Annotated in this window: 10 protein-coding genes; 7 read left to right on the top strand and 3 right to left on the bottom strand. The window is 73.2% G+C overall.

Going from position 1 to position 12624, the window contains the following annotated elements:
- The first annotated feature begins 206 nt into the window (after positions 1-206).
- Complete coding sequence (locus AC060L_RS01395) at positions 207-2408, top strand: RICIN domain-containing protein (protein ID WP_483796371.1); 2202 nt, start codon at positions 207-209, stop codon at positions 2406-2408.
- A gap of 50 nt (positions 2409-2458) precedes the next feature.
- Here AC060L_RS01395 and AC060L_RS01390 read toward each other — a convergent pair whose 3' ends face one another.
- The gene (locus tag AC060L_RS01390) at positions 2459-3454 is read right to left on the bottom strand and encodes an MASE1 domain-containing protein (protein WP_483796369.1); all 996 of its coding nucleotides are present in this window, start codon (positions 3452-3454) and stop codon (positions 2459-2461) included.
- Between the two features lie 87 nt (positions 3455-3541).
- A complete protein-coding gene (locus tag AC060L_RS01385; protein ID WP_483796368.1) occupies positions 3542-4390 on the bottom strand; it encodes a PP2C family protein-serine/threonine phosphatase in 849 nt (282 codons plus the stop codon).
- 344 nt (positions 4391-4734) lie between these two features.
- On the opposite strand from AC060L_RS01385, the gene AC060L_RS01380 reads away from it, so the two are divergent.
- A complete protein-coding gene (locus AC060L_RS01380; RefSeq protein WP_483796367.1) occupies positions 4735-6045 on the top strand; it encodes a glycoside hydrolase family 3 N-terminal domain-containing protein in 1311 nt (436 codons plus the stop codon).
- A 30-nt stretch (positions 6046-6075) separates the two neighbouring features.
- Here AC060L_RS01380 and AC060L_RS01375 read toward each other — a convergent pair whose 3' ends face one another.
- The gene (locus AC060L_RS01375) at positions 6076-6561 is read right to left on the bottom strand and encodes a carboxymuconolactone decarboxylase family protein (RefSeq protein ID WP_483796365.1); all 486 of its coding nucleotides are present in this window, start codon (positions 6559-6561) and stop codon (positions 6076-6078) included.
- A 47-nt stretch (positions 6562-6608) separates the two neighbouring features.
- Between AC060L_RS01375 and pdxR the strand changes: the two genes are divergently transcribed.
- The 5 genes from pdxR to AC060L_RS01350 all read left to right on the top strand — a co-directional run bounded on the left by pdxR (position 6609) and on the right by AC060L_RS01350 (position 12611).
- Positions 6609-8087, top strand: coding sequence for a MocR-like pyridoxine biosynthesis transcription factor PdxR (gene pdxR / locus AC060L_RS01370; protein WP_483796364.1), 1479 nt, complete (start codon positions 6609-6611; stop codon positions 8085-8087).
- Between the two features lie 365 nt (positions 8088-8452).
- Positions 8453-8737, top strand: a complete 285-nt coding sequence (locus AC060L_RS01365) for a hypothetical protein (RefSeq protein ID WP_483796363.1) — start codon at positions 8453-8455, stop codon at positions 8735-8737.
- 100 nt (positions 8738-8837) lie between these two features.
- Positions 8838-9764, top strand: a complete 927-nt coding sequence (murQ, locus tag AC060L_RS01360) for an N-acetylmuramic acid 6-phosphate etherase (RefSeq protein ID WP_483796362.1) — start codon at positions 8838-8840, stop codon at positions 9762-9764.
- A gap of 31 nt (positions 9765-9795) precedes the next feature.
- A complete protein-coding gene (locus AC060L_RS01355) occupies positions 9796-11334 on the top strand; it encodes a PTS transporter subunit EIIC (protein WP_483796360.1) in 1539 nt (512 codons plus the stop codon).
- Positions 11334-12611, top strand: a complete 1278-nt coding sequence (locus AC060L_RS01350) for a phenylacetate--CoA ligase family protein (protein WP_483796358.1) — start codon at positions 11334-11336, stop codon at positions 12609-12611. The genes AC060L_RS01355 and AC060L_RS01350 overlap by 1 nt, the downstream gene beginning before the upstream one ends.
- Positions 12612-12624 lie beyond the last annotated feature (13 nt).

The raw sequence follows: 12624 nt of genomic DNA, 5'->3' as shown, positions 1-12624 counted from the left end.
CGCCCCCACTGAGCCGCCCTCGCTGACCCGCCCTCACTGACCCGCCGTCAGGGCGGCCTGCGCGCAGCGCCGTCGCCGAATCCGCCGGAGCCATTGACAGAGCCTCAGCCCCACGCTGTCATATGTTCTACTCCGTTTGATTCTGTCGGAATATGATGACTCATCTCCGATGGCGACGGCCCCCACCCACCCCACCCGGAGGACTGTTGCGCGTCTTCTCCCGCCCCCTCGGGCGGCTCACCGGCCCAGCGCTCGCGCTGACGCTCGCCGTCGCCGCCGCCGGCCCGCTCGCACTCCCGGGCACCGCCCACGCCCAGGCCAACGGCGCGGCCCTCACCCCGCCCATGGGATGGAGCAGCTGGAGCTTCATCCGCCAGAACCCGACCGAGGCGAACATCGAGGCGCAGGCGGCCGCGATGTCGAGCAGCGGCCTGGTCTCGCACGGCTACAAGTACGTCAACATCGACGACTTCTGGTACCTCAACCCGGCCAACACCGTTGATCCGTACGGCCGCTGGGCCACCGACCCGGCGCACTTCCCGCACGGCATGGGCGCCGTCGGCAGCTATGTGCACAACCTCGGCGAGAAGTTCGGGATGTACCTGACCCCGGGCATCCCGGTCGCCGCGTACAACCAGAACACTCCGATCCAGGGCACGAGCTTCCACGCCCGGGACATCGTCTCCAACACCACGAGCTACGAGACGAACTACAACTTCGGCAGCGGCTCGATGTACTACATCGACTACGCGAAGAACCCGGCCGCCGCCCAGGCCTACCTCAACTCCTGGGCCGACCAGCTGGCTTCCTACGGGATCGACTACCTCAAGATCGACGGCGTCGGCGACTGGGACATCCCGGACATCCAGCACTGGTCGCAGGCGCTCAACCAGACCGGCCGCACCATCCACCTCGAACTCTCCAACGCGCTCGACGTCAACAACGGCTCGACCTGGCAGAGTTACGCGAACGGCTGGCGGATCGACGGCGACGTGGAGTGCTACTGCAGCTCGTCGTCCTACCCGCTGACCGACTGGAACAACGTCGCGAGCCGGTTCAGCGAGGTCCCCAAGTGGACCAAGTTCGCCGGCTCCGGCGGCTGGAACGACCTCGACTCGGTGGAGGTCGGCAACGGCTCCAACGACGGGCTGACGCCGGACGAGCGGCAGAGCCAGCTCACGCTGTGGGCGATCTCCGGCGCCCCGCTGCTGCTGGGCACCGACCTGACCAACCTGGACGCCGCCGACACCGCGCTGCTGAGCAACGACGAGGTGATCGGTGTCGACCAGGCCGGCCACCCGGCCCGCCCGGTGGACCAGTTGACGCAGCAGCAGGTCTGGTCCGCGCCCAACCCGGACGGCAGCTACACGGTCGCGCTCTTCAACCTCGGCTCCTCGGCCGCGACCGTCACCGCGCGCTGGTCCGACCTCGGCTTCGGCGGCACGGCCTCGGTCCGCGACCTGTGGAGCCACACCGACCTCGGCAGCGCCACCGACACCTACAGCGCGACGCTCAACCCGCACGCCAGCCGCCTGTTCAAGGTCACCCCGGCCGCCGGCTCGCACCACACCGCCATGCGCTACAACCTGGTCAACGCCTCGACCGGCCAGTACCTGGACGTCAGCGGCGGTGGCACCGGCGAGGGCACCGGTCTGGTGCAGGCCGCGGCCGACGGCGGGACCGACCAGCAGTGGCAGCTGATCCCGACCGGTGACGGCTACTACAAGATCGACAACGTCGACAGCGGCCTGCTCGCCAACATCCCCGGCGCGAGCAGCACCAGCGGCACCCAGCTGGTCCAGTACCACGACGACGCCTCGGCGAACTCGCAGTGGAAGTTCACCCCGACCGGCAGCGGCTCGTACACCGTCGGCGCGCGCTCGGACGGCCAGAACATGGACGTCGCCGGCGGCACGGTGGTCCAGGCGACCGCCGGCAGCGCCGCGAGCCAGCAGTGGAAGCTGGTCCCGGTGCCCGTGCCCGGCACCCGCTACAAGCTGGTCAACGGCGCGAGCGGCGGCCGGATGGACGTCAACAACGACTCCACCGCGGACAGCGCCTCGATCGTGCAGTGGCAGGACAACGGCGCGGCCGACCAGCTCTGGACGTTCAACGCGCAGAGCGGCGGCGCGTACACCATCGCCAACGCGAACAGCGGCAAGCTGCTCAACATCCCCGGCCCGACCACCTGGAGCGGCACCCAGCTGATCCAGTACCACGACGACGGCAACAGCAACTCCCGCTGGACGCTGGTCGATGCGGGCCCCAACCAGGTCCAGCTCAAGAGCGTCTACGACGGCGACCTGATCGACCTGAACAACAGCTCGCTCAGCAACGGCGGTTCGGTGCTGCAGTGGCCGACCGACGGCGGCGCGAACCAGCTCTGGAGCCTGGTGCCGACGTCCTGACGAACGGCTTGGGCCCGCCTGCGGCGGCAGGCGGGCCCGAGCGCCAGGCTCTAAGGGCTGTCGTCATCGCCGGGCAGCCAGCGCCGCACCACATCTCCCGGCGCGAGCCGGGCGACCACCTCGGCCAGCCCGGCGCAGGCCTCCTCGATCCGCTGGTACGTGTTGCGCCGCTCCGCGACCACCGCCGCCAGCAGCAGCGCGGTGAGCGCCGCCGAGCCGTTCAGCGCCTGCAGGATCACCATCAGCGCGAGCAGGCCGTGGTGCGCGAACGGCCCGCCGTGATCGGTGGCCGCGACCACGGTGAGCACCGAGACCAGCAGCACGCACGGCGCCCCGCCGGCCAGCTGGAACCGCAGCGCGGCCCAGATCAGCAGCGGGAAGACCAGGAAGAGCAGGTCCAGCACGGTGTGGGTGACCGCGATGGTGACCGCCGCCGTGCCGACCAGCAGCACGGCCAGCTCCGCCCACTGGGCGGGTGCGAGGTCCCGGGGGCGCTGAGTCGCCTCCGGCCGCAGCACCAGCAGGAACGAGGTGACGACCAGCACGCCCATCGCGTCCCCGGTCCACCAGGCCGACCAGGTGGACCAGAAGCCGTCGGCCGGAACCGAGCCGTCCGCGAGCAGCGCGCAGCTGCCGATCGTCGCGCTGATCAGCATGCCGCCGAGCGCGCCGAGGAAGACCAGCGCCAGCCCGTCGCGCAGCCGGTCCAGCTCGATGTTGAACCCGGCCCGGCGCAGCATCAGGTACGCGAAGAGCGGGGCCAGGGTGTTGCCGGCGATGATGGCGAACGAGGCCGGGTGCAACGGCCCGATCGTCACGATCACCAGGAACGCGCCGAACGCGATGCCCGGCCAGACGCCGATCCCGAACACCAGCAGCGCGGCCACCGCGATCCCGGTCGGCGGCCAGAGCGGCGTGACCTTCGCACCGCCGACCACCACCTGTTGCAGCAGACCCGCCCGGCCGGCCAGCAGATAGGCGGCGGCCACCGCGAGCGAGCGCAGCAGTAGCGTGCCCCACCGCCGGACCTGCTCGTTTCGCACCACACCCGCCATCACACAACGCCCCGTCCGCTCATCGGGCCGTGACACGCCCAGGACGGGGGCCGGACAGGTCCTGGGCGCCGCGGGCGTTCACCCGTCGCCGACCGCCTCGTCCGCCACCGCCGAGTCGTAGCGCAGCGCCAGTACCGCGGCGTCGTCGACGTGCCCGGTCAGGTCGGCCACCTTGATCACCTCGCCCGCCAGCTCGCCCGGCTCGGATCCCACCCCGGCCCGCACCACCCGGGTCACCTCGGCCAGTCCCGCCTCCAGCTCGAACGACGGCCCCTCCACCACCCCGTCGGTCAGCAGCACGAACGCCCCGGCGCGCGGCAGCCGCAGCCGTACCACCGGGAACTGCGCCCCCGGCAGCACGCCGAGCGGCAGCCCGCCCTCGTCATCGGTGACGCCGCTGTCACCCTCCGCCGTCGCCCAGACGGCCGGCACGTGGCCGGCCCGCGCGTAGGACAGCTCCCAGCCGATCGGGTCGAACCAGACGAAGGTGCAGGTCGCGAAGAGGCCGGTGTTGTCCATCGACCAGAGCAGCTCATTGGCCCGCCCGAGCACCTGGCCCGGATCCTCGGCCGATCCGGCCACCGCCCGCAGGCCTATCCGGACCTGGCCCATGAAGGCGGCCGCCTCCACGTCGTGCCCCTGGACGTCGCCGATCGAGAACCCCATCGCGCCGCCCGGCAGCCGGAACCCGTCGAACCAGTCCCCGCCGACGGCCAGCCCGTTCCGTGCGGGCGCGTAGCGGGCCGCGCTCGCCACGCCGGGCAGCTGCGGCAGCTCGGTGGGCAGCAGGCCGCGCTGGAGCGCCTCGGCCAGCTCAACCCGGGCCTGCTGGAAACGTGCCTGTTCCAGCGCCTGGGCGGTCAGTCTGCCGAGCTCGCCGAGCAGGTCGTCGGCGCTCGCCGGTTTGGCGGGACGGTGTCTGGTCATCGGCCCTCCGTTGTGAACCGGGCATCGGGCCGCTGTCATCATATTTCCGCCGCGCGAGGCCCGCTTGATCGGCATACCCGCCGCGGTCCGCCGAATCCCCCGGCGGGCCCGCGACAGCAGGCCCGGCGCCCCTTCACCAACGGCCCGGCACCAGCGCCCCGGCGTCTTGCCGCACCCGTGGAGCACGCGAGCGCGACCGGCGCATTGGGGGGAGCTTGCGGCGCGGTTACCGGGACGAGCGCCATCAGGAAGGAAGATGGTATGAAATATCCCCCAGAATCTGTACAACCAGACTCTGTAGAACCAGACCCTGTAGAACCAGAACCCCTAAAAGGAGGGCGGCCATGCCGGCTGCCGCACGCCGGCTCATCGCCGCGCTGGTCCTGCTGACCGCCGCCTGCGCCGCCACCCCGGCGCCGACGGCCCGCAGCTCGGCCGGTAGCTCTGCCGGCTCGGCCGGCGCCCCCGGCTCGGCCCGCGCTGCGAGCCCGGCAGGATCCGCGGCAGCAGCGGGCTCCACCGCCCCGGGCCGCACGCCGACCGACGCCTCGCCGCCGAACGCGACACCGACGCCGTCGCCGACCGCTCCGTCGAGCCCCACCCCGGCTGCCGCGCCCGAGCCGACCCCCGGCACGGCCTACTCGGACCTCCAGCTCGCCGGTCAGCGGGTCGTCTACTCCTACGCCGGGCCCACCCCGCCCCAGTCGCTGCTGGATGCGATCCGGGCCGGGCAGGCCGCCGGAGTGATCTTCTTCGGCGGCAACACCGCCGACCCGGTCCAGTTCCGCGCCGCGGTGGCCGAGCTGCGCGCCGCCCAGCAGCAGAGCCCGGTGCAGCAGCCGCTGCTGCTGATGACCGACCAGGAGGGCGGCCTGATCCGCCGGCTGCCGGGCGCGCCCGAGCTCTCGGAACGCCAGGTCGGCCAGGCCGCCGACCCGGTCTCCGCCGCCGCCCAGGCCGGTACCGCGGCCGGCCGGAACCTGGCGAGCTACGGGCTGAACGTCAACCTCGGGCCGGTCCTCGACGTGTACGACCACCCCGACAACTTCATCGACCACACGCAGCGCTCGTACAGCCAGGACCCGAGCTTGGCAGGCACCCTCGGCGGCGCGTTCGTCACCGCCCAGCAGGCCACCGGCGTCGCCGCCACCGCCAAGCACTTCCCCGGTCTGGGCACCGCCCCCGCCGGGTCGAACACCGACGCCGGACCGGTCACGCTCGACGCCCCGCTCCCCCGCCTGGCCGCCATCGACGAGGCCCCCTACCCCGCCGCGATCGCCGCCGGCGTCCGGCTGGTCATGCTCAGCTGGGCCGTCTACCCCGCGCTCGACCCGGACCATCCGGCCGGCCTCTCCAGCCGGATCGTGCAGGGCGAGCTGCGCGAGCGGCTGGGCTTTCACGGCGTGACCATCACCGACGCGCTGGAGGCCGGCGCGCTCGGCCCGGTGCCGCCGTCCGCACAGGAGACCGGTCAGCACGCGGTCGCCGCGGCCGCCGCCGGCATGGACCTGCTGCTCTGCTCGGCCCAGGACGCCGGCCAGGGGGCGAGCGCCGCCAGTGCCCTCGCCGACGCGCTGACCAGCGGTCAACTGAATCGCGCCGACTTCACCGCGGCCGACCAGCGGGTCACCGCGCTCCGCGCCGGCCTGCACTGAGAGCCGGGCACACCGGGCCTGCCGGTCGGGTCAGTGGCCCGCCCGCTCGTCCGTGCCCGGCACCTTGGCGGTGCTCAGCGCGACCCGGTTCCACGTGTTGATGGTGAAGATCAGCGCCAGCAGCTGCGCCAGCTCCGCCTCCTCGAAGTGCTCGGCCGCCGCCTGGTAGACCGCGTCCGGCACCCCGCCGGTCGCCACCAGGGTGACCGCCTCGGTCAGCGCCAGCGCGGCCCGCTCCTTCGCCGTGAAGAAGTGCGCCGCCTCCCGCCACAGCGCCACCAGGTGCAGTCGCTCCTCGCTCTCACCGGCCTTGCGGGCGTCCGAGGTGTGCATGTGCAGGCAGTAGGCACAGCCGTTGAGCTGGGAGGAACGGATCTGGACGAGTTCCACCAGCGCCGGGTCGAGCCCCTCGCGGGCGGCGGCGTCGAAGGCGAGCAGGGCCCGGAACGCCTTCGGGGCGGTCTTGGCGAAGTCAACGCGGGCGGTGCGGGCAGCGATGGTGTTCTCGTTCGTCATGACCACGAATCTACGCACCCGGGCGACCTTGGATAGGGTGCAATTCCATGGCGGAAAACTGGGTCAATGAGGCCCGCCGGATCGGCCGTGACCTGCACCTCGACCTCTCCGGCCCCGGCGGCCGGCGCACCGTGCTGACCCGGGCGCTGCGCGAGGCGGTGCGGGCCGGACGGCTCGCACCGGGCAGTCGGCTGCCGCCCTACCGGTCGCTGGCCGCCGATCTCGGGCTGGCCCGCAACACGGTCGCCGAGGCGTACGCCGAGCTGGTGGCCGAGGGCTGGCTGACGGCCCGCCAGGGTTCGGGCACCCGCGTCGCGGACCGCCCCACCGCCACCGCGGCCACCACCACCGCCACCACCGCAGCCGCCACCACCACCGCACCCCCGGCCGGCGCGGCGGTGGTGGCAATCGCCGCGCCGCCCGTCCACGATCTGCGGCAGGGCACCCCCACCGCCGCCGCCTTTCCCCGGGCCGCCTGGCTCGCCTCCGCCCGCCGGGCGATCGGCGCGGCGCCGCACGAGGCGTTCGGCCCCGGCGACCCGCGCGGCCGGCCCGAGCTGCGGCGAGCGCTGGCCGACTACCTGGCCCGGGCGCGCGACGTCCGGACCGACCCCGAGCGGATCGTCGTCTGCTCCGGCTTCGCCCACGCGCTGCGCCTGCTGTTCGGCGGCGGCGTGCTGCGCGGGCCGCTCGCCGTCGAGTCGTACGGCCTGCCGTTCCACCGCGAACTGCTCGCCACGCACGCCGTCCGGACCCACCCGCTGGCCGTGGACGAGGACGGTGCCCGCACCCACGAGCTCGCCGCGGCCTCCGGCGTCCAGGTGGCGCTGCTGACCCCCGCCCACCAGTTCCCGACCGGCGTCCCGCTGCTGCCCGAGCGGCGGGCGGCCGCGGTCGGCTGGGCCCGCGAGCACCGCGCGCTGATCCTGGAGGACGACTACGACGGGGAGTTCAGGTACGACCGGCGGCCGGTGGCCGCGCTCCAGGGGCTCGACCCGGACCGGGTGGTCCACCTCGGCTCGGTCAGCAAGAGCCTCTCGCCGGCGATCCGGCTGGGCTGGCTGGTGCTGCCCGAGCGGCTGGTCGAGCCGGTGCTGGCCGCCAAGGGCGCCCGGGAGGCCTGGTCGAGCGTGACCGATCAGCTCACGCTCGCCGATCTGATCGAATCCGGCGGCTACGACCGGCACGTGCGCCGGATGCGCCAGCTCTACCGGCGGCGGCGCGACCAGTTGCTCGCCGTGCTCGCCGACCGCGCCCCGCACATCACGCCCGGCGGAATCGCGGCCGGACTCCACGCAGTGCTGCGCCTTCCGCCGGGCACCGAACCCGCCGTGCTGGCGGCCGCCGCGCAGATCGGCCTGGCGCTCGACGGGCTCGGCGCGTTCCGCCACCCCGGCGCGAGCGGCTCCACGCCGGGCGGTGGTGGTCCGGACGGGCTGGTGGTCGGCTACGCGACACCCGCCGACCACGCGTACGGCGCGGCCCTGGAGGCGCTCTGCCGGGTCCTGCCGCCGCCCGGGCCGTGACCCGGCTGCGCAACGCGGCTCCGCCGGTCGCGCGGGCCGCGCCGCCGACCGGCGCGGTTGTGCCCGCGCTGTGGCCGCACCGGCACGGCACGCCCACCGGAGTGTCATTGCGCGGGCTTGCCGCAGCCGCCCGCTACTACTTGACTAGGGTCTGGCTGACAATTCGCGTCGGATCAGCGCGCGGCGTTGGGCGCCCGGCTGGGCGTGCCGGCGGATCGTCCTCGTACTGGGTCGTACTTGGATGATCCGCCGGTGCGTCCAGCCGGGATGCCCGGCGTCGCGCGCCCGGCGGGAATTGTCAGCCAGACCCTAGGGTCACCGGCGCACGCGCTCGACACTTCACCCGAATCTGCGGAGGCGGCACGATGGCTGAGGAACCGACCAGTTGGGCAGCTTGGACCACCAAGCACGTCCATTCCGGACCAGGCGGTGTGCTGACCGCCGAGGGCCCCAGCATCGGGGGCGATCTGACCGTGCACACCACCTGGACCGGCGACGAGGCGGTGCTGACCGTGCAGTACACGGACGCGCTGGACTGGTTCACCATGAGCGGCAGTCCACTGCCGGTCAGTGACGAGCACAGCGCCCGCACGCTGCACCAGCAGGCCGTCGAGGCGGTCAAGGCCGGTGGCGGCGCCCGGCTCGGCTGAACCCGGCCGGTAGCGGGACCGGGCCGACCGGCTGGTCGGCCCGGTCCCGTCGCCGGGCATCCCTCGACCCACCTGACGTACGCACTCTGACGGCTGGCGGATGAACCCTGACACCGACCTGCGAGCCCGGCTCGGGCAGCTGACCACCGAGGCGCACCGCCCCGAACTGGCCCGGATCGACGAGCTGCCCACGCTGGAGATCGCCCGGCTGATGAACGCCGAGGACCAGCTGGTCCCGGCCGCCGTGGCCGCCCAACTGCCGTGCATCGCCGCCGCGATCGACGCCGTCGCCGAACGGATGGCGCGTGGCGGCCGGCTGGTCCATGTCGGCGCGGGGACCGCCGGACGGCTCGGGGTCCTCGACGCGAGCGAGTGCCCGCCGACCTTCAACACCGCGCCCGGCCAGGTGCTCGGCCTGATCGCCGGCGGGCCGGACGCGCTGCGCAGCGCCGTCGAGGGGGCCGAGGACGACCGGCAGGCCGCGGTGGCCGACCTGGACCGGATCGGGCTCACCGCGCTGGACAGCGTGGTCGGCGTCTCCGCCTCCGGCCGCACGCCGTACCCGCTGGCGGCCGTCGAGCGGGCCCGGGCGCTCGGCGCGCTCACCATCGGCCTCTCCTGCAACGCGGGTTCCGCGCTCGCGGCGGCGGCCGAGCACGGGATCGAGGTGGTGGTCGGCCCCGAGCTGCTGACCGGCTCGACCAGGCTCAAGGCCGGCACCGCGCAGAAGCTCGTGCTCAACCTGATCTCCACGGTCGTCATGATCCGGCTCGGCAAGACGTACGGGAACCTGATGGTGGACCTGCGGGCGACCAACGAGAAGCTGCGGGCCCGGGCCCGGCGGATCCTCGCGCTCGCCACCGGCGCCGACGACGCGACGATCGAGCGTGCGCTGGCCGCCACCGGCGGCGAGGTGAAGGACGCCGTGCTGGTGATCCTCCACCGGATCGACGCCGGTGCGGCCGCCGAGCTGCTGGCCCGCCACCACGGCCGGCTGCGCGATGCGCTGGCCGAGAGCAATCCGTGACAGATCATCAGGACTTCAGGAATCGAGCACCATGCCCGAGGACCAGAACCGCGAGGACCAGAACCGTGCCACCGCCGCCGCAATCCTGTCGCTGGTGGGCGGGCCGGCGAACATCACCGGCGTCGCCCACTGCATGACCCGGCTGCGCCTGGGGCTGCGCGGGCGCGGCGCCGTGCGAACCGCCGAACTGCGCGCGCTGCCGGGCGTGCTGGGCCTGGTCGAGGACGATACCTACCAGATCGTGCTCGGCCCCGGGGCCGTCGCGCGGGTCACCGCGGAGCTGGAGCGGCTGATCGAGGCCGGCGGCTCGCCGTCCGGCGAACCGTCGAGCGACGCGCTGAGTGAAGCGCCGAGCGAACCTCCCAGCGATGCCGAGCAGTTGGCCGAGCACGGCGCAGCGCTGCGGGCGGCCCGGCAGCAGCGGAACGCGACGCCGGTCAAACGCATGCTGCGCCGGATCGCCGATATCTTCGTGCCGCTGATCCCCGCCCTGATCGGCTGCGGCGTGGTGTCGGGGATCAACGGCCTGCTGGCCAACCTGGGTTGGGCTCCGGCCCTGGTCCCGGTGCTCGGTGCGATCAGCGCGGGGTTCCTGTCGGTGCTCGCCGTCTTCGTCGGCTACAACACCGCGCGCGAGTTCGGCGGCACCCCGATCCTCGGCGGCGCCGTCGCGGCGGTGATCGTCTACCCGGGCGTGGCGAACGTCTCCGTCTTCGGTGCGAAGCTCTCGCCCGGCGAGGGCGGCGTGCTCGGCGCGCTGGCCGCCGCACTGCTCGCGGTGCGGATCGAGCGGCTCTGCCGGCGGCTGGTCCCGCCCGCGCTGGACGTGCTGGTCACGCCGACGCTGACCGTGCTGCTGACCGGTCTGGTCACGCTGCTCGGCCTGATGCGGCTGGCGGGCGCGCTCGCGGGCGGGATCGGCAGCGCGGCGAGCTGGCTACTGTCGCACGGCGGGGCGTTCGCCGGGCTGCTGCTCGGCGGGCTCTTCCTGCCCCTGGTGATGCTCGGCCTGCACCAGGCGCTGATCCCGATCCACACCACGCTGATCGAGCAGCAGGGCTACACGCTGCTGCTGCCGATCCTGGCGACGGCCGGCGCCGGGCAGGTCGGCTGCGCGATCGCGGTCCACCTCAGACTGCGCCGCAACAGCTCGATCCGCGCCACCATCAGGTCTGCTCTGCCCGCCGGGCTGCTCGGCGTCGGCGAGCCGCTGATCTACGGCGTCTCGCTGCCGCTCGGCCGTCCGTTCGTCACCGCCTGCCTGGGCGGCGCCGCGGGCGGCGCGTTCATCGGCCTGTGCAACCAGCTCGGCACCGCCGTCGGCTCGACCGCCATCGGGCCCTCGGGGTGGGCGCTCTTCCCACTGCTCAAGGGCAACCACGGACTCGGCGCCGCTGTCGCGGTCTACGCGGGCGGGCTGCTGACGGGCTATCTGGCCGGCTTCCTGGCCACCTACTTCTTCGGCTTCACCCGGCCGATGCTGGCCGACCTCAACCGCGAGCAAGATCCGATGGAGGGCACGATCGACGATAAGATCATCATCTTGGATCGAGCAGCGAAAGTTGAATAATGACCGACTCCTTGACGAATCCTCAGATAGCCGAGCTCGTCCGCCACGCCCGGACGCACTCCCCCTTCTACCGCGAGCTCTACGCGGATCTGCCCGAGGAGGTCACCGATCTCACCGCCCTGCCGCTGATCGAGCACACGGCGTTCTGGGCCGTGCACGGGATCACCGAGAGCCAGGTGCTGACCGGCCCGCACACCGACGGGATCGTCTTCAAGACCGGTGGCACCACCGGCGCGCCACGGGTCTCCTTCTACACCCGCGAGGAGTGGCGGCAGATGGCCCGCGTCTTCGGCGGCGGGCTGCCGGCCGCCGGCCTGCGGGCGGGCGACCGGGTGGCGAACCTGTTCTACGCCGGCGAGCTGTACTCCAGCTTCGTCTTCACGCTCAACCTGCTCCAGGACGCGCCGGTGCCGACCGTGCAGCTGCCGATCGGCGGCGCCGCCTCGCTGTCGTACGTGATCGGCACGCTGCGCGACTTCGCGGCGACCGTGCTCGCCGCGCCGCCCACCTCGCTCTGCCGGCTGGCCCAGGAGGTCATCGACACGGTCGGTGAACTGCCCGGGATCCGGCTGGCGCTCTTCAGCGGCGAGGCGTTCTACCCCGACCAGATCGCGCTGATGGCGAAGGCGTTCCCCAACTGCACCGTCCGCTCGATCGGTTACGCGAGCGTGGACGCGGGTGTGCTGGCCGGGCCGGTGGCCGGTGAGCCGGACAACCGGGTGCACGAGGTGTTCACCGCCGAAAAGGTGGTGGAGCTGCTGGACCCCGAGACCGGCGAGCCGATCGAGGAGCCCGGGCGGCCGGGCCGTGTGGTGGCCACCGACCTGGTGCGGCGGCTGATGCCGATGATCCGCTACCCCGTCGGGGACCTGGCCGAGTGGGTGGACTTCCCTGCCCGCCGGTTCCGGCTCCTCGGCCGCTCCGAGGAGGGGGCCCGGGTCGGACCGGTCACCGTCTATCTGGAGGACCTGCGCGAGCTGGCGACGGCCGCTGATCGGCAGGGGCGGATCGGCGGCGTGCAGGTCGTGCTGCGGCACCGCGACGGGCTGGACGAGCTGGTGCTGCGCCTCGCCGACACCGCGGCAGCCGGCGACGGCCGCGAGGCGCTGGAGGCCGCGATGGCCGAGCAACTGGCCGCCACCCGGCCGATGTTCGCCGACCACGTGGCACGGGCGCTGATCCACCCGCTGGCCGTCGAGTGGGTCGGCCCGAACGGGCTGAGCGTCAACCCGCGTACCGGCAAGGCGATCCGCCTGCTGGACGAGCGGATGGGCTGACCGAACGGGACGG

This window comes from Kitasatospora sp. NEAU-69 (assembly GCF_057158765.1).
This window is presented reverse-complemented; position numbering and strand designations above follow the sequence as displayed.